Origin of the sequence: Sorangium sp. So ce394 (genome assembly GCF_051474665.1) — a bacterium.
GTDB classification, from domain to species: Bacteria; Myxococcota_A; Polyangia; order Polyangiales; family Polyangiaceae; genus Sorangium; species Sorangium cellulosum_D.
In genome coordinates, this window is sequence record NZ_CP150339.1 from 2,472,484 (window position 1) to 2,491,896 (window position 19,413).

Genomic DNA, 19,413 nt, shown 5'->3' on the forward strand with positions numbered 1-19,413 from the left:
TGCCCTCAGGGGGCGGCCTCGCCGGGCGGCTTGTACTCGGTGACCTGACCGGTCGCGACGAAGCCGACCTGGGCGTAGACGCCCAGCCCGTCGGCCGATGCCTGGAGGATGGCCACCCGGAGCCCGGCCGCGCGCGCGTCGAAGAGCGGGCGCAGCGTCAGCGCGCGGCCGATCCCCCGCCGCCGGTGCGACGGGAGGGTCGAGATGTTGTACAGGCCGGCGACGCCGCCGCCCACGGCGAGCTCCGAGGTCGCCACGGGCGTGCCGTCGAGGTAACCGACGTAGAGCCACAGCGGCGCGTCGTCCGACAGGAGCGCCGGGGCGGCCATCTCGTAGAACCGCATCACGTGGGGATCGGGCGGGGTCCAGTTGGCCGCGAGGAGGCGCGCGAAGTCGCGCAGCTGCGCCGGGGTCCTGACGCGCGCGATCTCGAGGCCGCGCGGCGGGGCGGGATCGGCGGGGAGCGCGTGGAGATCGGCGGCCATGGCGACCTCCGACTCGGCGGCCTCGAGCCCCGCGGCGCGGAGGAGATCGCCGAGGTTCTCCGGCGCGTCGGCGGGGCCGACCCACCACGAGAAGGGGCGGCCGGCGCGGCGAAAGTGGTCGATGGCCTGCGCCACGCGGACCTCTGCCGTCGCGGCGTCGAGGCGGGCGCGGAGGACGAAGTTGAAGGTGTCGCAGGGCAGCCCGGAGTCGACGACGACGAGGCCGGCGTCGCGCGCGACGTGGGCGCCGGGGAGATGCGCCTGCGCCCAGCTCGAGTGGACGGCCAGGTTGTCGTCCGCGGCCGCCGCGAGCTGCTTCGCCGGGATGCCGGCAAGCGAGGTCATGGTCATGGGGGGCCTCTCTGACACGAAACGACGGGGGCGCGCCACCGTCGTGCTGGGTCTCCGCGGCGCCATGGAGCGGAGCCGGTTCCCGACCCGGAAGCGCGCCGAGCACGGCCGCTCCTCGAAGGAGCTCATGACGGCCGCGCGCGTGTCTCGTCCGTGCACGGCATGCTCTTCGATGGGTGAGAGGCGCCCGTATCCAGGAGGCGTGTGCCCGCGGTGCCCACGTCGAGGCGGCCCGGCGAGTGCTGCGCTGGGTCAGAGGAGCGCAATGAGCGGCACGAACGTGGTTCGCCTGGAACATGCGAAGCGCCGGCGCGGCGGCGATCCGCCGGTGTCGGAGGTCTCCGGCGTGGTGCTCGTCGACAACATCGCCTACGACAAGCAGGTGCTCGTCCATTACCGCGACGCCGCCGGAGAATGGCGGGTCGCCCCGGCCAGGTACGACTCCGCGCCGCCGTGGGGCTCCCCCGAGCGGTGGGTGTTCTCCGGGATCTTCTATCCTGCCGACTACCCGGAGCCGGCGCGGTTCGCGATCCAGGTCGTCGCCGCCGGGCGCGAGTACTGGGACAACAACGGACATCACGATTACCTGCTGGATCCCGGTGGAATCGTGTTCGGCGATGCGCCGCTCTTCGGCGTCGATCGCCTCCAGCGCATCGTCGAGTTCGTGGGCTGGCGATACCACATGGACGTGATAGGGGTCGAGGAGGCCATGCCGATCGCCGGGCGGGGCCACGTCTTGCGATACAAGGTCACGATCGGGCGAAGCGTGGGACCGGGCCGTTACGCCCATGCGCGCTGCGTGGGCATCGCCGTCCGCGGCTCGGACGTCAGCGTCCTGAGCGATATCGTGTGCGAGTCCATCCCTCCGGTCGAGCTGGTCAAACCTTGACAGGGCGCCTCGGGCCGGCGCGCGTCACGGCGCTGGCCGGCCCGCGAGGCGCGCCGAGCGCGCGAGCTCCCGGCGGCGGATTTCATGGGCCCCCGCCCGAACCGCCGGCGCCGCCTGTGCCGCCGGTGGCTCCCGCACCGCCGGTAGCTCCCGCGCCACCGGTGCCCGCATCGCCGCCTGCGCCGCCGGCGCCAGGACCGCCGCCTGCGCCGCCACCTGCGCCGCCCGCGCCCATATCGCCGCCTGCGCCGCCTGCACCCGTATCTCCGCCTGCACCCGTAGCGCCGCCCGGGCCCGTATCTCCGCCTGCGCCGCCGGCGCCATTGCCTCCAGGGCCGTTGCCGCCCGCGCCGTTCGTCGGAGGATCCAGGATCGGGCCCGGGTTCAGCACACCCCCGCCCATCGCGGCGAGGTCATAGATGCGGTACGTCGCGAAGTAGACCCCCACCGGCTTGAGCACGACGCCGGAGCCGACCACGACGCCTCCTGCCGGACCGATTCCCAGGTTCCAGCCGCCGAGGCTGACGATATCCCAGGTGATCTTCTGGAACACGGGATAGGCGGAGACGCGCGCGTACGCCGCCGTCGGGACGAAGTAGACCGAGCTCGCCTGGAGCGTGACGTTCTCGCTCACGCTGAATCCAACCGCCGCGGAGATGTCCGAGAGCGTCGGCGCGCAGCCGCCTGGTATGCCGAGCATCGCGCCGTTGGAGGGCGCGCCGTTTCCCGGCATGTTCCACGGGGGCTGACCGTTGGAAGGCGCGCCGTTTCCCGGCATGTTCCACGAGGGCTGACCGTTGGAAGGCGCGCCGTTCCCCGGCATGTTCCACGAGGGCTGGCCGTTGAATGGCGCGCTGTTTCCCGGCATGTTCCACGAGGGCTGGCCGTCCGAGGGCATGCAGCCGCCCGGCATCCACCACGAGGGCGGGCAGTCTGCGGGGGAGCGGGTGCCCGGCGTGCCTGGCGCTCCAGGACCAAGCGGTGTGCCCGGCGCGGAGGGGGTGCCAGGCGCCCCCGGCGGGAACAGCGTGCCAGGCACGCCCGGTAGCTCGTTGAGGGGAGGGAATCCCGGGATGCCCAGCGCGCCCGGCGCGGGCTGGTTGCCCGCGGACGGGAAGGTGCCCGTGGCGGTCCCCTCGATGCTCACGGTGGGCTCGACGCTCGACGACACCGCGACCTCGAGCGTCCGCGGTCCAAACCCCTCCGACACGCTGAGCAGGTGGGCGGCGTCCTCCCAGTGATACGTCTCCGGGAGCACCGTCACATTCGCGATGATCAGGCCATGACAGAGGGCCTGGCGCGCCTCGCCGGCGCCGGCGCGCTCCCCGCCGCCGTCCGCGGGCCCCGGCGCCTCGCGCGGTCCCACGCAGGTGAGGGATGGAACGAGCGTCACCGCCATCACGAGCGCAATCTTTACGTCGGGTGCAAACATCCTTGAACCTCGGGGTGCCGTCAGAATCGCGATGAGCGAGCTACCCAGGCGTGGAGAGCTCCAGAGAACGATCGCCTCCGCGGCGCTCCTGCGCCGCGCGAGGCCGCTCCTCCCGAGACCGGTGATCACGGCGCAGACGCCGGCTCACGAAGCGCCGCGTGGGTCCGGATCCCTGGAGAGCGAACCGCTCGATGAGCACAGCAGGCCTATGCGACGCTCCGCCATGCAAGAAGCGGGGAATGCCGGGTCGAGCGCGCATGTGGGCGCCGCCCCGAGATCCAGCGCATGTGCGGAATTCGATGGACCGGCGCTTGCCGCCACCCCGCGCGCGTGACCGGCGCGCTCACGGGGGCCAGAGCGGCGCCGCCAGCGACCGATCCATGACCGCGCACGAGGTGCGAGCGAGGCGAGCATGAGAGAGCCTGCTGCTGTCGTGAAGGCCGCTATCGTGGCCTGTGCGATCCTCACCCCCATCGCCTGCGCGCAAAGCGTCGATCCGCAGCGCGAGGCGCCTGCCGCCGGGGTCGTCCGGGCCACCCTCGACGCGGCGGTGCAGCGGGCCAACGGAGGTGGATGGCTGATCACCCAGGCGCTCGACTTCAACGCTGACGGTATGGCCGACGTGCTCTGGAACGACCCCGAGCGGAGCCTCGTCGCCGTGTGGTTGATGGAGGGGAACCGGCTGCTCGCGCCCGGGCCGCTCATCCCGGGGCCGGTCGGCGCTCGCTGGTTCGCCAAGACGAGCGATTTCAACGCCGACGGCATGGGCGACGTGCTCTTTCGCCACGAAGAACAGGGCGCGATGGCGGTATGGCTGATGGACGGAAGCCAGCTGCTCGCGCCGGGGCCGATCCTCCCGGGACCGGGGGGCAGCGGCTGGTTCGCGAGGGCGATCGACTACAACGCCGACAACATGGCGGACGTGCTCTGGAGCCACGCGGAACGGAGCGTGATGGCCGTGTGGCTGATGGAAGGCACCCGTTTGCTCACGCCGGGGCCGTTCATCCCCGGGCCTCTCGGCGACGGCTGGGACGTCGCCGCCGTGGGGGACTTCAACGCCGACGGCATGGCGGACGCCGTCTGGCGCCATGTCGAGCAGAACCTGATCGCGGTGTGGCTGATGGAAGGCACTCACCTGCTCGCGCCGGGGCCGCTGATCCCGGGGCCGATCGGCGATGGCTGGGCCATCGCCTGGGGCGCCGACTTCAACGGCGACGGCATGGCGGACGTGCTGTGGAACAACGCCGAGCAGAACCTGATGGCGGTGTGGTTGATGGAGGGAAGCCAGCTGCTCGCGCCGGGGCCGTTCGTCCCCGGGCCCATCGGCGACGGCTGGGTGGCGCGCACCGCGGCCGACGTCAACCTCGACGGCATGGCCGACGTGGTCTGGCAGCGGGGCGAGGCGAGCGAGATGGCGGTGTGGCTGATGGAGGGGAGCCAGCTGCTCGCGCCGGGGCCGGTGATCCCGGGACCGTATGACGGAGGTTGATCCCGACGCCCGCGCTTTGAGCAGGAGAATGCGGCTGCGAGGCCTCAGGAGGGCGCCGGAGGTCCTGTGTGCGGCCTCTTGGCTCCTCGTCGCGCTGGGCTGCGCGCAGGACGCCGGCCAGCGAGACCGAGGGCCGCGGACCCTGGAGCCCGCGGGAGCGTCGCTCGGCGCCGCGGCTCAGCGCGCGAACGGCAGCGCATGGAAGGCCGTGCAGGGGGCCGACTTCAACCTCGACGGCATGTCCGACGTGCTCTGGGGCGACGAAGAGCAGAACCTGATGGCGGTGTGGCTGATGGAGGGAACTCGGCTGCTCGCACCGGGCCCAGCCATCCCGGGGCCGCTCGGCGAGGGCTGGGTCGCCGCCGCGGCTGCTGACTTCAACCACGACGGCATGGCAGACGTGCTGTGGAACAACCCCGAGCAGAACCTGGCGGCGGTGTGGCTGATGGAGGGAACTCGGCTGCTCGCGCCGGGCCCATTCATCCCGGGGCCGATCGGCGATGGCTGGGTCGTGCCCTCGGCGGCCGACTTCAACCACGACGGCGTGGCGGACGTGCTGTGGAACAACCCCGAGCAGAACCTGATGGCGGTGTGGCTGATGGAGGGAACTCGGCTGCTCGCGCCGGGCCCATTCATCCCGGGGCCGATCGGCGACGGCTGGGTCGTCGTCCCGAACCTGACCGACCACGGCCGCGACGGCATGGCCGATGTGGTCTGGAACAACCCCGAACAGAACCTGATGGCGATCTGGTTGATGGAAGGAAACCGCCTGCTCGCGCCCGGGCCGCTCATCCCCGGTCCGGCCGGCGACGGCTGGAAGGCGCTCGCGGTCGGCGACGCCAACTTCGACGGGATGGGGGATGTCGTCTGGGACCATCCGGAGCGGAACCTGACGGCGGTGTGGTTGATGGAGGGAAGTCAGCTGCTCGCGCCGGGGCCGCTGATCCCGGGGCCCGCCGGCGATGGATGGATCGTCGTCGCGGCGAACGACTTCAACGGCGACGGCGAGGCGGACGTGCTCTGGACGAACGCCGAGCAGGAGCTCTCGGCCATCTGGCTGATGGAGGGGAGCCGGCTGATCGCGGCGGGGCCGGCGATCCCGGGACCCCCGTGACGGCGGGTGACACGGCCCCGCCGTCCCGCCCCGCCCGGGCCACACGCTCGGCCGCAGCGCGCGCGGTCGCGGGGCGCTGCGACAACAGGTCGCATTTCCAAGGGATGACGGCCCCACTAGAGTGCTCGAGCTTTCCTCGGTGGAGGTGTTTGGGATGAACAGGGTGTTGCAGAGCTGCCTGATCGTCGCTGGCTCGTTGTCCGTCGCGACCGTCGCCCGCGCGCACATCTCCGTGTCGGGCCCCGCGTTCGCCGGCGCCACGCACGAGGCCACCTTCGGTGTCGGCCACGGCTGTGACGGCGCGGACACCTACCGGGTCAAGGTCCAGATCCCGGCCGGGGTGACGTCGGTGCGGCCGCTGGACAGCACGTTCGGCAAGGCCGTCCTGGAGAAGGACAGCGAGGGCAACGTCACCGCCGTCGTCTGGACCAAGCCCGTTGCGGACGTGCTTCCGGCGGACACCAACTATTACAAGCTGACCGTGCGGTTCAAGGTCCCGGACGCGCCGTTCAAGACGCTGTTCTTCCCGACCCTCCAGACCTGCCGCACCCCGGATGGCACAGAGACCATCGCCGAATGGGTGGATACCTCCGGCGAGCACGGCAACCACGACGCGGACGCGGGCACCCCGGCCACGAATCCAGCGCCGTCGCTGGCGGTCCTTCCGCCGCGTTCGCCCGGGTGGAACAAGTACACGGTGAACGAGCATGTCCACGACTTCGCTGTCTTCAAGGACGCGCTCATCGTCTGGGCGGGGAAGGCGGCCTACAGCCCGAATCCGAACACCCAGAGCCTGATCATGACCGAGCCGGATACGGAGGTGCTGACGGCGATCCATCCCGGCACCGAGATCTGGGTCAAGTACTGAGCGGGGAGCCAGACGATGCGAGCGTGGCTCCCCCTCATCGCCGCCTGCGCGATCTGCGCCTGCACCGACGACACGCGCCCGCCCCCGGGTGATCCCGGGAGCGACGCGGGCGACAGCGGCAAACCCGACGCCGGCGGCAAACCCGACGCCGGCGGCCAGCCCGACGCGGGCGATCCCGACGCCGGGCCAGGCGCGGCGTCACCGGCGTCTCCGCTCGAGCGCCCGCCCGAGCTGCCGCGGCCGCCCGCAGGCAGGTTGCCGGATGACCTGAAGCCGCCGGTGCGCTAGCGCAGCGCCGTCACTTGGCCGGCACGAACCGCAGGGACGCGAGGCGCATCAGCTCGCCCGTGCCGCCGGTCGCCTTGAGATAGACCTCGTGGGTGCCCTCGGTGGGCTTCACGTCGCACGTGACGGTCTCCCACTTGTCCCAGTCGCCCGTGTCGGGGATGTCGCAGGTGCCGATGGCCGAGCCGCCGGCCAGCGGATCGATCCAGACCTCCACGGCGCCGCCTTGGCCGGCGCTCGAGGCCTTCAGCTGGATCGCCTTCGCGTGGACGCCGCCGCTGCCCAGGTCGACGCTGCCGAACATGGCCCAGTCGCCGTTCTCCAGCCCGTCCAGCACCGGACCCGCCTTCTTGCTCGACGCGACGCCGGCGCCCGACTGCTGGTTCGCCTCCGCGGCCGGGATCCAGGTGAACCCGTCGCGGTACGTGAACAGATCGAAGTCGGCGCGCTTGTTGGTCGCGAACATCCCAGCCTGGTTGCCGATCCAGGTGTGGGCCATGGCGTAGAAGTTGTCGAGCGTGGAGATGTCGATCTCGTCGCCCACCTGCGTCCACTCGAGCCGATCGGCGCTGAACCAGCCCGTGGCCTTGTGGCCGGTGCGGACAAGCTTCAGCCAGACCGTATCGCCTTCGGGCGCCGGGGCCGACGCGCCCACCACGACGGGCTCATCGAGCTCGGTGTACGCGCCCCCCTCCTCGACCGGAGGCTTCACCGAGCGCGAGCGGAAGGAGAACCGGATCCGGTCCTTCTTGTCCTCCATGACCCGCGCCACCGAGACCTCCAGGATGGCCGGGAGCATGAAGCCCTCTCCGCTGGTCATCCACGTCGGCGCCGCGATCACCTGCTCGTCTTCCCAGTAGCCGTTGCCCACGTGGAGGCCGGCCGCGTCGCCGTTCGCCTTGGGCTTGAACTGCAGCTTCACCGTCATGCTGCTGGAGTGCAGCGCGTCCTTCTGCACCACCCGCGTGGTGTTCCCGGCGCCCGGCTCGATCCGCAGCCAGCCAGCGCGGTCGGTCACCGAGTACTTGTCCTCCGACCTTCCGTAGGTGGTCCAGGCCGGGTTGATCGTGTCCGACGAGAACTCGTCGTTCACGGGCACGAGGAAGGGCACGTCGCTCGGCGGCAGCTTGGGCGCCGGCAGATCGCGCACCTCGCTCGGGAACTTCGGGACCGGGATCGTCTCCCCATCCACCTGCTGCTCCTCCCAGGTCACCTGCAGGAGCAGCCCTTCGCGGCCGAGCCCCTGCCACTCGCCGTTCTTCCAGTCCTGGGTGCCCACCCCGGTGCAGTCGTAGGAGTGGGCGAGCGCCCACCAGGTGCCGTCCTCGAGCTCGATCGGAGCGGTGGCGTGCTGCAAGCCGGCGTACGGCTCCTTGCCGGTCAGCACATAGCCGAGCCAGTGCCAGTCCTCGGCGGTGCTGCCGACCAGCTTCTTCGACGCCCAGGCGTGCAGCTGGCCGCCGCAGGCCGTGTGCGTCGACACGAAGTAGTAGTACCAGTCGCCGCGCTTGGCCATCGTCGGCCCCTCGGTCCACTTGCTCCAGTCAGGGTTGGTGAAGTCCCCGCAGCCCCCGGTCTCCTGGTCCCAGTTGACGAAGCTCATATCGACGGTCGACTCCGGAATCAGCATCCCGGTCTCCGGATCGATCTCCGTGAGCAGGTTGATGCCGAAGTCGTTCGGGTGCTCGGCGTCCCATTTGCACAGGCCGTTCTTGATGACCATGAAGGTCTTGCCGCTCTCGGGATCGATGAACACCGAGTTATCGGAGCCGGTATTGCGCTCGTACGCGATCTCGCTCCCCGGCGGCGTGTAGGGGAAGATATCGACCTTCTTGGGCTCCGACCAGGGGCCCTCGAGGCTCTTCGCCGAGGAGAAATGCTGCGTGGCGCCGATCGCGTAGTAGACCCGGTACACATCGCCGGCCTTGACGATGAAGCCGCCCCACGTGCCCTTGCCAGGGCCGGTCTGCTCGTCGAGCGCGGCGGCGGTCGAAGAGACCACCCGGGTCACGCGCTCCCAGCGCACGAGATCCGTCGAGCGCAGGATCTCGAACGCGGGCATCGTGTGGAAGCTCGACCCGACCACGTAGAACGTGTCGCCTTCCCGGTAGAGGTTCAAGTCCGGGTGATCGCCGGGCAGCACCGGGTTCTGGTACGTCGTCGGGCTGAACGCGGCGCCGAACGTGGCCGTCAGCGTCCCGCCCATGCCCATGGTGAACGTCGCCGTGTTGTCCAGCCCTGTATCGGCGCCGCTCCAGCCCAGGAAGTTCTGCCCCGGAGCGGGCGTCGCGGTGACGGTGATCACGGTGCCCGGCGCGTGCAGGTAGGTCCCGGGCGGCGGGTCGGTCGTCCCGTCGCCCGTCGCCTCGATCGTGAGCGGATACGAGAGGGGCGCTACATGCTCGTCGATCCCGCAGGAGACGGGCAGGGCGCCGATGAGGAACACCGCCGTCATGGAAAAGATAGGTCTCTTCATTGTTGTCATGTCCTAGTTCTGCGCTGAGCCGGTTCGTGCTGGGGAGCGCCTTGCGTCGCCCCGGCAGGATCAGGCCACGGTCGGGTGTGAACGCTCACACTGTAGATGTTTGTAGATGTTAATGGGATTGCCGCCGGAGTGGAAGTCCGATCTCGGCGGCGCGCCGTGCGTCTCCATCACCGACGAGATGCCCGTCGGGCGGTCCGGCACACCCGGTCGCCACCGCGGTCCGGCGCCCGCTCTCTTGACGCGCCGCTCCGGGGGAGCTCCGCCAGCCTTGTTCTCCCCTCGGGATCGATGATATCCACGGTCCCACCGACAAGTATTGACACCGGAGATGTGAGCGCTCACAATGGCCCACCTCACGCTGAGGACGCGCTTTCGTGGAACGCTGCCAGCGAGGGCAAGGCCGCACCTGGGTATTCAAATGACCAACAAATCTGCTATCGCTCGAATCACACGATGCGCGGCCCTGGTCGCCTCTTTCGCTCTCTCGGCGTGCAGCGATGACGGCACGGGCTCGTCGGGGGACGACCCTCAAGCCGGAACGAGCGGGGCCGCCGTCTCAGGCAGCGGCGGTGGCGCCACGACCGGCGGCAGCACCACCACGGCCGGCGCCGGCGCCGGCAGCGCGTCCTCGGGTGGAGCGGGCGGCGAGGGAGGGACGGGCGGAAGCGGCGGCTCGCCGGGAGACGGCGGCTCGGGCGGGTCGACGGACGGCAAGGTCCCCCCGCGGCCGAGCGCCGGCTGCAACAAGGCGAACCCGCAGACGGGCAGCGCGCAGAGCCCGCTCACCGTCTCGGGTCACCAGTACTACGTGAAGCTGCCGACCGGCTACGACGCCAGCAAGCCGTATCCGGCGATGATCATGTTCAACCCGACGAACAACCCGATCAACTGGGCAGAGCAGAACGCGGGCTTCGAGGCGACCGGCCCCAAGGAGGCCTGGATCCGCGTTTACCCCCATCCGGCCAACTCGAACTCGGGCTGGGGGGCGAACGACGTCTCCTTCTTCGAGCCGTTCTACGAAGAGATCACGAACAACTTCTGCATCGACGAGGCCCGCGTGTTCGCGGCGGGCGAGAGCTCGGGCGGCGACTTCTCGAGCATCCTGGGCTGCGAGCACGCGGACAAGCTGCGCGCGGTGGGCCCGTGCGCTACCAAGAACGTACGGGACTATCCGCTCGACGCCGGCACCCGACGGTGCACCGGACAGGTCACGTCGGTCGTCATCCACGGAGCGAACGACTCGGTGGTCGGGACGGAGAACGGCCCGAAGACGCGCGACTTCTATACCAAGCTGAACCACTGCGAAGCGAGCACGGTGCCCGTCGAAGGGTACACGGACGAGCGCTCGAACTGCGTCATGTACCAGGGTTGCGACCAGGACTATCCGGTCTACTGGTGCCAGCACAAAGACCCGAACTACAACGGCACCAATCACGGCTGGCCCGCGTTCGCGCCCAAGTTCCTCTGGAGCCTGTTCTCGACGTATTGAGAGCCCTGCCTGGCCCGGTGCGCCCGGCGCACGATGTCTGCATCAACCAGCCGCGGGAGCGTGGCGGACGACCCGTGATCGTCCGGGCCCCGGCGATCCTCGGTCCGTTAGAGAGGTGATGTCTCGATGAGTCGATCTGCACTGGGCGTGAGCGTTCTTTTCTCCGTGGGCGTGGCGATGGGGCTGTCCGCGTGCTCGTCGGAGTCGGATCCCGTCGATCCCGGCCCGTCTGGGTCTTCTAGCGCCGCCACGAGCGGCGGCTCCACCACGGGAGCGACGTCCACGGGAGCGACGTCCACGGGAGCGACGTCCTCGGGAGCGACGTCCTCGGGCGCGACGTCGGGCGGAGGGGACGGGGGGAGCGGGGGCGCGGACACCTCCAGCGGCACGGGCGGCGAGTCGGCCGGCGGCGGCGGCTCGGGCGGCGCCACCCCCGGCGGGTCGGCGGGCTGCGGCAAGGCGGCGACGCGCCCCGATCCTCGCGCGCAGCAGACGTTGATGGTCGGCGGCGTGACGCGCTACTTCCTGATGTACGTGCCGGAGAACTACGACCCGAGCAAGCCGCTGCCGCTGGTCTTCGGCATCCACGGCCTGAACATGAACAACGTGTGGGCCGCGCACGACGGCAGCGGATTCCAGCTCATCCAGGAGACCGACGACCAAGCGCTGCTCATCTACCCGCAGGGGCTGCCGGCGAACGGGCGGTCCACGCCTCCGAGCACCCAATCGCAGTGGGGCGACGCGGACTCGAACTGGGGCGGTCAGCCGCCGAACGCCAATCGGGCGCGCCTCGACGCCGACCTCGCGTTCTTCGATGCCATGATCGAGCACGCCAAGTCGAACTACTGCGTCGATACGAAGCGCGTCTTCGCGGTCGGGTTCAGCCAGGGTGGCTTCATGACGAACACGCTCGGCTGCGAGCGCTCCTCCGTGTTCCGCGGGCTCGCTCCGGTCGCCGGGTGGGGCCCCAACGGCTCCCAGCCCAATTGCGGCGACGCGAGCGCCGCGCACGCGGTGATTCAAACGCAAGGCGACACCGACGGGACCGTGACCCCCGCGCTGGGACAATCCACCCGCGACTTCTGGCGCGCCCGGAACGGCTGCGAGGCGGAGTCGATGCCGTCGGCGACCTTCGGCAACGGGTGCGTCGAGTACCAAGGCTGCAACGAGGGCCTGCCGCTCGTGTACTGCACGCACCCCGGCGGCCACTCCGTGCCGTCCGGCGCGGGCGGGCGAGCCTGGCGCTTCTTCCAGTCGCTCGAGTGAGCCGGCGCGGCCGCCGGGGAGATCGCCCGGGCAGGCGCCGGCGCGTCGCGGCCGGTTGATCCCGGCGCGCTCCCGGGGTGCGATCGCTCCCCCGCGATGCGCCAGATCCTCCACATCGACATGGACGCGTTCTTCGCGTCGGTCGAGCAGCTCGACGACCCGTCGCTGCGGGGCCGCCCGGTCCTCGTCGGCGGCGCCTCGCGGCGCGGCGTCGTGGCGGCCGCCTCCTACGAGGCGCGCCCCTCCGGCGCCCGCTCGGCGATGCCGATGGTCGAGGCGCTCCGCCGCTGCCCGCAGGCGATCGTCGTGCCGCCGCGGCACGCCCGCTACGCCGAGGTGAGCGCGCAGGTCTTCGCGATCTTCCGCCGCTTCACCCCGCTCGTCGAGGGGCTGTCGCTCGACGAGGCCTTCCTCGACGTGACCGCGAGCCGCGCGCTCTTCGGCGACGGCGCCGCGATCGCGGCGCAGATCAAGCGCGCCATCCAGGGCGAGCTCGGGCTCACCGCCTCGGCCGGGGTCGCGCCGTGCAAGTTCGCCGCGAAGATCGCGAGCGATCTGCAGAAGCCCGACGGCCTCGTCGTGGTGCCCGAGGGCGTCGCCGCGTTCCTCGCGCCGCTGCCGCTCGAGCGCATGTGGGGCGTGGGCCCGCGCGCCGCCGAGCGCCTCCGCGCGGCGGGGCTCGCGACCATCGGCGACCTCGCGCGCTGCCCGGCGCCGCGCCTGTCCGAGCTCCTCGGCCCGGCGTGGGGCGAGCACGTGCGCCTGCTCGCGGCCGGCGTCGACGACCGCGCGGTGGTCCCGGGCCGCGTCGCGGAGTCGATCGGCGCGGAGGAGACGGTCGAGGAAGATCTCCGGGGCAGGGAGCCGATCGAGCAGTGGTTGCTCGAGCTGTCGGGCCGCGTGGCGCGGCGCCTGCTCAAGGCGGGCCTGTCGTGCCGCGCGGTGGCGGTGAAGCTCAAGTACTCGGATTTCACGCTGCGCACGCGCCAGACGAAGCTGCCCGAGCCGGTGGCGGACACGGACTCGATCTACGCCTCTGCGCGGGGGCTGCTCTCGCGGTTCGACCTGTCGCGGCCGGTGCGGCTCGTCGGCGTCGCCGCGGGCGATCTGACGGGCGAGACCGCCGGCGCGACCCTGAGCCTGTTCCCGGTCGCCTCCGAGCGCCGCCGGCGGCTCGAGGGCGTCGTGGCCGAGGTGGCCGAGCGCTTCGGCGGGAAGGGGCTCACGCGCGCGGCCCTCCTGGAGCGCGGGCCGCCGGGCCAGCGCGGGCCGGGCGGGCGCGGGGGCGCGCGTGAGAGCGGGCGCGGGGGCGCGCGGGAGAAGAAATAGGCCGCGGAGCTCGTGTAGAGTGGAACGATGGCAAGGATCGTCGACACCCGATGCCCGCGATGCGGCGCCCCGCTGCCGGTTCAGCCGGCGATGGACTTCGCCACCTGCCAGTACTGCGGCGCCCGGTCGCTGATCGATCGCGGCAGGAAGCCGACCACCGCGCCGGTCCCGCAGGGCATGCACGTCGTCCGGGTCGCGCCGCCGTCCTCCGGCGTCGCGGTGTTCGCCGTGATGGGGGCGGTCGTCGCCATGGGCGTCGCCGGCGCGGTCGCCGCCTTGGTCATGCAGCCCGCGCCCGCGGCGTCCGGGGCGCGGCCCGTCCTCGGCATCGGGCCCAGCGTGCACTTCAAGGACCGGCCGATGCTCGCCGACGTGAACGGCGACGGGGCGCCGGATGTGATCGGCAAGAGCGGCGTCCCGGCCGGGGAGGAGTGGATCGCCGCCTTCGACGGGCGCGACGGCAAGCAGCTGTGGAAGACGGGGGCCCTCGCCAAGGACGCGGCCGGCCACGAGGCGCGGCGCGCGGTCGTCTTCGATCGGGTGATCTCGATCGACGGCCTGGGCAAGGCGCAGGCGTACGATCTGCGCACCGGGGCCCCGTCGTGGTCGGCGTCGCTCGGCGAGAAGCCGAGGCGGGTGTGTCAGGGCGACGGCGTGATCGTCGTCGAGACGGTCGACGACGCGAAGCACGGCCTGGAGCCGGCGAGCGGAAGGCGGCGCGAGCTCCCGAAGGGCGCGGGGTGCAAGCCGGCCCCGAGCTCGAACGCCGACGAGGCGCCCGGGTATCGGCTCGTCAGCTGGTCCGACTTCGACGAGCTCGGGTTGCCCGAGCTGCACGCGATCGAGGGCATGTCGGCGCACCACGCGCTCGTCCCGAGCGGCCCCGGGCCGCGGTTCATGCTCGGCCGTCGCAGCAAGGGCAGCCAGGTCAGGATGGTGGCCGCGGTCGACAAGAAGAAGGTCCTCTGGAAGGACGTTGTGCCCGGCGTCGATCCGCTCACCACGAGGGCGATGGGGACCGAGGAGGCGGCCTACGAGGGCGGGCTCCTGGTCGTCCCTTACGACATGAACGATCACAGCCAGGGGACGCGCCTCGCCTGCTTCGACGGCGCCACCGGCAAGCGGCTGTGGGACGTGCAGGTCCACAAGAAGTCGCAGGTCTCGTCCGGGATCTCGGTGTCGGCGAACGACGTCTTCTTCGCCACGTGGACGGCCGTCTACGTGATCTCGCTGAAGACTGGGCAGCTCAGGTACGTGATCGGGACCGAGTTCTAGCTCGGCCGGCGCTCGCTCGAGGCGCGCTCACGGATCGGCGACCTTGAGGAGCTGCTTGCCCGTGTTGGCGCTGGTGAACAGGCGATTCAGCGTCGCGGGCGCCTTCTCGAGGCCCTCCTGCACGTCCACGCGATTCTTGATCTTGCCCGAGCTCACCCAGCCGGCGAGGTCGGAGACCGCCTCGTTCACCTGGCCGAGGAAGTCGGTGACGATGAACCCTTCCATCCGGCCGCGCCGCATCAGCAGGTTGATGTAGTTCTTCGGGCCGGGGGGCGACTCGGACTCGGTGTAATCGCCGATGGCGCCGCAGAGCACGACGCGCCCGCGCATCGCGAGCTCTGCGAGCGCCGCGTCCAGGATCGCGCCGCCCACGTTGTCGAAGTAGACGTCGATGCCGGAGGGGCAGAGCTCCCGGAGCCGGGCGGCGACGTCCTCGGAGCGGTAGTCGATGGCGGTGTCGAAGCCGAGCTCCCCCGTGATCCACGCGCACTTCTCGGGGCCGCCCGCGATCCCGATCGCGCGGCAGCCCTTCGCCTTCGCGATCTGACCCACCATCATCCCGGTCGCGCCGGCGGCGCCCGAGACGACGACGGTCTCCCCCTCCTTGACGCGGCCGATGTGGAGCAGACCGAAGTAGGCGGTCAGCCCGGTGACCCCGAAGACGCTGAGCGCGAGCTCGGGAGGTATGCCGGGCGGCAGCTTCGAGGCCGGGAGCAGCTCTCGCTTTCCGGCCGTCAGGATCGCGTAGTCCTGCCAGCCGAGCAGGCCCTGGACGAGGTCGCCCGGCGCGAAGTCGGGGCTGTTCGAGCGTACGACCTTGCCGACGCCGCCGGCGCGGACGACGTCGCCGATCGGGACCGCCGGCATGTACGAGTCGCGAGCGAGCCATATCCGCTGCGTGGGATCGACCGACAGGTAAAGTGTACGGACAAGGATGTCCCCGTCCGCCTTCGGCTCCGGGACGGGCTCCTCCCTGAACGTGAAATCGCTGTCTTTGAGCAGGCCGACGGGACGCGAGGCAAGGCGCCAGCACCGGTTCACATCGCTCCTCATGCTATCTTCTCCTTCCTGTGCCGGAGACGCTACCAGCGCATCACCAGCAGGGCAACGGGGGGTCCCCGACGCGGCCAGCCGTGGTCAAGTCCACGCCATGCGTTGTGCGCTGGCGTACAGGCGCTCTCGTGCGTTGGGGGCGCGACGGCGCCCGGGGTACGACGCGGGCGAGCGTAAGAATCGTCGGGGCTCGAGCCCCTGGGCAAGCGAGCGGGTGCATGCTAGGGTCGCCACCGACGCCTGACACGCGTCCATGATGATCGCTCCTCGCTGAAGCCATCTCTCTGCCGTACGGCCGTCCGTGGCGAGCCGCCCGTTGCCCTCTTCGCGGCGATGGAGCTACGCCCGTGGTGCCGTGAGGGCGCTGTCCCGCCAGCGCCTGCGGACGAACGCGCTCGTCCGCGCTGCAGGTTGGTTCCGAGAACGAGGAGGATCGAATGAGAAAGATTGTTTACGACGTCGCGGTGTCGCTCGACGGTTTCATCTCGCATGAGGACGGCTCGGTCGACGGTTTCCTGATGGAGGGAGAGCACGTCGCCGAGTACGTCGAGCGCCTGAAGGGCTATGACACCGTCCTGATGGGGAAGAGGACGTACGAGTGGGGTTATCCCTTCGGGCTCGTCCCGGGCAAGCGGGCGTACCCGCACATGGAGCACCACATCTTCTCGCGGACGCTGCGCTTCGATGAGGGGGCCGAGGTCCAGGTCGTCGATCGCGACGAGGTCGCCGTCATCGAGGGGCTGAAGGCGTCTCCCGGCGCGGACATCTACCTTTGCGGGGGCGGCGCCTTCGCCGGCTTCCTCCTGGATCACGCGCTCATCGATCAGCTCGTCCTCAAGCTGAATCCCATCGTCCTCGGCCACGGGGTCCGCCTCTTCGGCGGCAGCACCAGGAAGGTCGCGCTGGCGCTGGTCGGCTCGAAGCCGTACGCGAACAGCGCGCAGCTCCTGAGGTACGACGTGAAATACGGCCGCGCGGCATAGCGCGCTCCGCGCAGGCCCGCGACGTCGGACGCCCGAGCCATTCTTTCGTGCTTGGCACGATCCGCGCGGGCGCGAGGAGCCACGCCTCCGCGCCGCGCGACGAACACCCGCCTCGCGCGGGGCGCCTCGGCGTCGTAAGCTCGCCCCCCTCCCGTCATGTCGTCCGTCCAGCGGAACCCCTGGCTCATCTGCGCCTACTACGGCGTGCATTCGTTGATGTTCCCGGCGGCCATCTTCCCGCTGTTCTGGACCAGGGACATCGGCATGAGCGTGGCCACGATGATGACCGTGCAGGCCTCGTTCAACCTGAGCATCGCGCTCTTCGAGTTCCCCTCCGGCTACATCGCCGACCGCCTCGGCCATCGACGCGCCCTCGTGCTCGGCTCCTCCAGCGTCCTGCTCGGCTGGTCCCTCTACGCGATCGCGCCCGCGCTCTGGTCGGTGATCCTCGCCGAGCTCGTGCTCGGCGTCGGGTTCTCGCTCATCTCGGGCGCCGACTCCGCGCTGCTCTACGACTCGCTCCGCGAGCAGGGCAAAGAGCACGAGTTCGCCCGCTGGTACGGCCGCATGCGCTCCATCTCCCAGGTCGCCTCGGGCAGCGCCGCCCTCGTCGCCGGCTTCCTCTACGCGCGCTGGTCTCGCCTGCCGTTCGTGATCGAGGTCGCGGCGTGGGTGCTCGCCCTCGGCATCGCCCTCCGGTTCGGCGAGACCCAGCGGTCCCAGCCCAAGGTCGAAGATCACCTCGGCCGCATGCGCTCCATCGTGCGCGACGCGCTGCTCGAGCGCGCGGACCTCCGCGCGGTGCTGCTGCTCGGCGTCGCGCTCGCGCTCGCGTCGTATCTGCCCACCTGGCTCATGGCCCTGTACGCCACCGAGTCCGGCGCCGAGGTCACGTGGATAGGCCCCATGTGGTCCGTCGCCAGCTTCACCACCGCGCTCGGCGCGATGCTGAGCGAGCGCGCCGGCCGCCGCCTCGGCATGACGGGGACGCTGCTCGCGTGCGTCGCCCTGGTGGCGGCCGGGTACCTCGGCCTCGCGATCTCCCATCACGCGCTCGGGTTCGCGTTCTACTTCCTGCTCACGTTCGTGCGCGGCCTCCACATGCCGCTGCTCCACCACGAAGAGCAGCGGCTCGCGCCCGACGGCGATCGCGCGAGCTGCGTCTCGCTCCGCAGCTTCCTGTTCCGCCTCGCCTTCGTGCTGCTCGCGCCCGTCGTCGGGATGGGCGTCGATCGCTATGGGCACCGCCCGGTGCTGTGGGTCTCCGGCGCGCTCATGGCGGCGCTCACCATCGCGGCGTTCTGCCTGTTCCGCGCCCGCGCGGCGCGCCCGCAGCAGCCGTGAGCGGCGCGCCGCCCGCGCCGCCCCGCGCCCGGGCGCGGATCAAGCCGACTTGGCGTGCCTCGTGCGCATCCGGTGCCTCAGCTCCTGGACCGCGCTGACGACCGCCGCCGGCTCGAGCGGCGTCGCGCCTGCGGCCACGCGCGTCGATAGGAACTCCGCCGAATCGACCACGCTCCCGCTGAGCCGGAACGGGACGGGCGTCTTGGCCAGCATCATGAGTCCGGTCGCCACGCTGCGCACGGCGGACCCGAAGAAGCCCTGCCCCTCGCACGCGACGGACACGCCGCCCACCGCGCCGGGAACCTCATCGAAGACCTGCACGATGATCTTTCGTATGTCCGGCGGCGGCAGCGGGGTGCCAGGCTCGATGACGGCGAGGTGGCCGATTCCCCACCCGAAGCGCGCGATACCGGCCTTCATCTCTCGATAGAACGTGTGGGCCTCGGTGGCGCCGTTTCCTCGCCACACGGCGATATAGAGCCGGTCGACCCAGCCCATGGCGCAGATTTCGTTGACCAGCCCGACCTCCAAGGTCATTTCCGCCAAGGTTAACCAGCCCGCTCGCCGGGGTGCAAGGCCCGGTCGTGCCCGCGCCGCGCAATGGTTGCGCCGCGCACGCCGGCCGGCGCTGGGCTGGTAGGGTGGAATACTCAGAATGGACGGCGCGATGGCATGAGGCGCGGGCGCCGGAGTGCTACGGCGTCGGTCATGAAGAACGTCGCGCGCGAGGAAGAGGCGGACCGGTTCATCAAGCTCGTCGGCGCCGAGTCCTGGGAGGTCGTGCACGGGATCCTTGAGCGGCAGTTCGCCGTCCTCCATAACCGCGCCCAGGTGCTCATCGGCCTGTGCGGCATCGTCATCACCACGACCGGCTTCTCGGGGCGCCTCATCGCCGGCACCAGCCGCGCCGCGCAGGGGCTGATCATCGCTGGCGTGGCGACCGTGCTGCTCTCCGCGACCCTGATCGTCTGGGGGGTCCAGCACATCCGCTGGCTCACCCAGCAGCCCGGCCACGACATGCGCGGCTGGCTCCTCGTCTCGCTCGCCTACCGCGACCGCAAGACCTCCATCTACCGCGTCGCCATCGCGTTCCTGCTGGTGGGCCTCTCGTTCTATGTCATCGCCATCGCCATGATGCTACTCGACCCCACCGCGGCGCCCTCCTCGGGCGGGCGCTGAGCCCGCGCCGCGCGGGGCCCGTGAACGGCGCCGCCCTCGACTCGGCGCGATCGCGCCACGGTGAAGCAGCCCTGATCGCTCGACCGCCGGCGCCGGC

18 protein-coding genes are annotated in these 19,413 nt (G+C 70.9%); 12 read left to right on the forward strand and 6 right to left on the reverse strand.

The window, feature by feature from the left end; genetic code table 11:
* Nucleotides 1–5: 5 nt before the first annotated feature.
* Complete coding sequence (locus WMF33_RS09145) at nt 6–836, reverse strand: GNAT family N-acetyltransferase (RefSeq protein WP_437336785.1); 831 nt, start codon at nt 834–836, stop codon at nt 6–8.
* A gap of 265 nt (nt 837–1,101) precedes the next feature.
* Between WMF33_RS09145 and WMF33_RS09150 the strand changes: the two genes are divergently transcribed.
* Nucleotides 1,102–1,725, forward strand: coding sequence for a hypothetical protein (locus WMF33_RS09150; RefSeq protein WP_437336786.1), 624 nt, complete (start codon nt 1,102–1,104; stop codon nt 1,723–1,725).
* Between the two features lie 82 nt (nt 1,726–1,807).
* Here the strand turns inward: WMF33_RS09150 and WMF33_RS09155 are convergent, their stop codons facing one another.
* A complete protein-coding gene (locus tag WMF33_RS09155) occupies nt 1,808–3,157 on the reverse strand; it encodes a hypothetical protein (RefSeq protein ID WP_437336787.1) in 1,350 nt (449 codons plus the stop codon).
* Nucleotides 3,158–3,590: 433 nt separating this feature from the next.
* Between WMF33_RS09155 and WMF33_RS09160 the strand changes: the two genes are divergently transcribed.
* From WMF33_RS09160 to WMF33_RS09175, 4 genes are all read left to right on the forward strand, one after another.
* Nucleotides 3,591–4,646 (forward strand): FG-GAP repeat domain-containing protein, encoded by a 1,056-nt coding sequence (locus WMF33_RS09160; RefSeq protein ID WP_437336788.1) that lies wholly within the window; start codon nt 3,591–3,593, stop codon nt 4,644–4,646.
* A gap of 28 nt (nt 4,647–4,674) precedes the next feature.
* A complete protein-coding gene (locus tag WMF33_RS09165) occupies nt 4,675–5,760 on the forward strand; it encodes an FG-GAP repeat domain-containing protein (protein WP_437336789.1) in 1,086 nt (361 codons plus the stop codon).
* A gap of 154 nt (nt 5,761–5,914) precedes the next feature.
* The gene (locus tag WMF33_RS09170; protein ID WP_437336790.1) at nt 5,915–6,628 is read left to right on the forward strand and encodes a YcnI family copper-binding membrane protein; all 714 of its coding nucleotides are present in this window, start codon (nt 5,915–5,917) and stop codon (nt 6,626–6,628) included.
* A 15-nt stretch (nt 6,629–6,643) separates the two neighbouring features.
* Nucleotides 6,644–6,916, forward strand: coding sequence for a hypothetical protein (locus WMF33_RS09175; RefSeq protein ID WP_437336791.1), 273 nt, complete (start codon nt 6,644–6,646; stop codon nt 6,914–6,916).
* Nucleotides 6,917–6,926: 10 nt separating this feature from the next.
* Here WMF33_RS09175 and WMF33_RS09180 read toward each other — a convergent pair whose 3' ends face one another.
* A complete protein-coding gene (locus WMF33_RS09180) occupies nt 6,927–9,389 on the reverse strand; it encodes a family 43 glycosylhydrolase (RefSeq protein ID WP_437336792.1) in 2,463 nt (820 codons plus the stop codon).
* Nucleotides 9,390–9,816: 427 nt separating this feature from the next.
* Here WMF33_RS09180 and WMF33_RS09185 point away from each other — a divergent pair, with 427 nt between their 5' ends.
* The gene (locus WMF33_RS09185; protein WP_437336793.1) at nt 9,817–10,887 is read left to right on the forward strand and encodes an alpha/beta hydrolase family esterase; all 1,071 of its coding nucleotides are present in this window, start codon (nt 9,817–9,819) and stop codon (nt 10,885–10,887) included.
* A 107-nt stretch (nt 10,888–10,994) separates the two neighbouring features.
* On the opposite strand, the gene WMF33_RS09190 is transcribed toward WMF33_RS09185, so the two are convergent.
* On the reverse strand, nt 10,995–11,345 hold the full coding sequence (locus WMF33_RS09190; protein ID WP_437336794.1) for a hypothetical protein: 351 nt from the start codon (nt 11,343–11,345) through the stop codon (nt 10,995–10,997).
* Between the two features lie 40 nt (nt 11,346–11,385).
* Here WMF33_RS09190 and WMF33_RS09195 point away from each other — a divergent pair, with 40 nt between their 5' ends.
* The 3 genes from WMF33_RS09195 to WMF33_RS09205 all read left to right on the forward strand — a co-directional run bounded on the left by WMF33_RS09195 (nt 11,386) and on the right by WMF33_RS09205 (nt 14,757).
* Nucleotides 11,386–12,153, forward strand: coding sequence for an alpha/beta hydrolase family esterase (locus tag WMF33_RS09195; RefSeq protein ID WP_437336795.1), 768 nt, complete (start codon nt 11,386–11,388; stop codon nt 12,151–12,153).
* Nucleotides 12,154–12,249: 96 nt separating this feature from the next.
* Nucleotides 12,250–13,482 carry a DNA polymerase IV gene (locus WMF33_RS09200; RefSeq protein ID WP_437336796.1) on the forward strand — a complete coding sequence of 411 codons (1,233 nt, stop codon included), beginning with the start codon at nt 12,250–12,252 and terminating at the stop codon, nt 13,480–13,482.
* A gap of 27 nt (nt 13,483–13,509) precedes the next feature.
* Nucleotides 13,510–14,757, forward strand: a complete 1,248-nt coding sequence (locus tag WMF33_RS09205) for an outer membrane protein assembly factor BamB family protein (protein ID WP_437336797.1) — start codon at nt 13,510–13,512, stop codon at nt 14,755–14,757.
* Nucleotides 14,758–14,784: 27 nt separating this feature from the next.
* Here the strand turns inward: WMF33_RS09205 and WMF33_RS09210 are convergent, their stop codons facing one another.
* Nucleotides 14,785–15,810 (reverse strand): NADP-dependent oxidoreductase, encoded by a 1,026-nt coding sequence (locus WMF33_RS09210; RefSeq protein ID WP_437336798.1) that lies wholly within the window; start codon nt 15,808–15,810, stop codon nt 14,785–14,787.
* 437 nt (nt 15,811–16,247) lie between these two features.
* Here WMF33_RS09210 and WMF33_RS09215 point away from each other — a divergent pair, with 437 nt between their 5' ends.
* The gene (locus tag WMF33_RS09215) at nt 16,248–16,793 is read left to right on the forward strand and encodes a dihydrofolate reductase family protein (RefSeq protein ID WP_437336799.1); all 546 of its coding nucleotides are present in this window, start codon (nt 16,248–16,250) and stop codon (nt 16,791–16,793) included.
* A 156-nt stretch (nt 16,794–16,949) separates the two neighbouring features.
* On the forward strand, nt 16,950–18,137 hold the full coding sequence (locus tag WMF33_RS09220) for an MFS transporter (RefSeq protein WP_437336800.1): 1,188 nt from the start codon (nt 16,950–16,952) through the stop codon (nt 18,135–18,137).
* A 39-nt stretch (nt 18,138–18,176) separates the two neighbouring features.
* On the opposite strand, the gene WMF33_RS09225 is transcribed toward WMF33_RS09220, so the two are convergent.
* Nucleotides 18,177–18,674, reverse strand: a complete 498-nt coding sequence (locus WMF33_RS09225; RefSeq protein WP_437336801.1) for a hypothetical protein — start codon at nt 18,672–18,674, stop codon at nt 18,177–18,179.
* A gap of 171 nt (nt 18,675–18,845) precedes the next feature.
* On the opposite strand from WMF33_RS09225, the gene WMF33_RS09230 reads away from it, so the two are divergent.
* Complete coding sequence (locus tag WMF33_RS09230; RefSeq protein WP_061625530.1) at nt 18,846–19,316, forward strand: hypothetical protein; 471 nt, start codon at nt 18,846–18,848, stop codon at nt 19,314–19,316.
* The last annotated feature ends 97 nt before the right edge of the window (nt 19,317–19,413 follow it).

Coding starts and splice junctions, on each gene's coding strand:
- WMF33_RS09205 (WP_437336797.1), top strand. CDS start 13,510: ATGGCAAGGATCGTCGACACCCGATGCCCGCGATGCGGCGCCCCGCTG.
- WMF33_RS09180 (WP_437336792.1), bottom strand. CDS start 9,389: ATGAAGAGACCTATCTTTTCCATGACGGCGGTGTTCCTCATCGGCGCC.
- WMF33_RS09215 (WP_437336799.1), top strand. CDS start 16,248: ATGAGAAAGATTGTTTACGACGTCGCGGTGTCGCTCGACGGTTTCATC.
- WMF33_RS09210 (WP_437336798.1), bottom strand. CDS start 15,810: ATGAGGAGCGATGTGAACCGGTGCTGGCGCCTTGCCTCGCGTCCCGTC.
- WMF33_RS09225 (WP_437336801.1), bottom strand. CDS start 18,674: ATGACCTTGGAGGTCGGGCTGGTCAACGAAATCTGCGCCATGGGCTGG.
- WMF33_RS09195 (WP_437336795.1), top strand. CDS start 11,386: ATGGTCGGCGGCGTGACGCGCTACTTCCTGATGTACGTGCCGGAGAAC.
- WMF33_RS09185 (WP_437336793.1), top strand. CDS start 9,817: ATGACCAACAAATCTGCTATCGCTCGAATCACACGATGCGCGGCCCTG.
- WMF33_RS09220 (WP_437336800.1), top strand. CDS start 16,950: ATGTCGTCCGTCCAGCGGAACCCCTGGCTCATCTGCGCCTACTACGGC.
- WMF33_RS09200 (WP_437336796.1), top strand. CDS start 12,250: ATGCGCCAGATCCTCCACATCGACATGGACGCGTTCTTCGCGTCGGTC.
- WMF33_RS09165 (WP_437336789.1), top strand. CDS start 4,675: ATGCGGCTGCGAGGCCTCAGGAGGGCGCCGGAGGTCCTGTGTGCGGCC.
- WMF33_RS09230 (WP_061625530.1), top strand. CDS start 18,846: ATGAAGAACGTCGCGCGCGAGGAAGAGGCGGACCGGTTCATCAAGCTC.
- WMF33_RS09150 (WP_437336786.1), top strand. CDS start 1,102: ATGAGCGGCACGAACGTGGTTCGCCTGGAACATGCGAAGCGCCGGCGC.
- WMF33_RS09145 (WP_437336785.1), bottom strand. CDS start 836: ATGACCATGACCTCGCTTGCCGGCATCCCGGCGAAGCAGCTCGCGGCG.
- WMF33_RS09175 (WP_437336791.1), top strand. CDS start 6,644: ATGCGAGCGTGGCTCCCCCTCATCGCCGCCTGCGCGATCTGCGCCTGC.
- WMF33_RS09170 (WP_437336790.1), top strand. CDS start 5,915: ATGAACAGGGTGTTGCAGAGCTGCCTGATCGTCGCTGGCTCGTTGTCC.
- WMF33_RS09155 (WP_437336787.1), bottom strand. CDS start 3,157: ATGTTTGCACCCGACGTAAAGATTGCGCTCGTGATGGCGGTGACGCTC.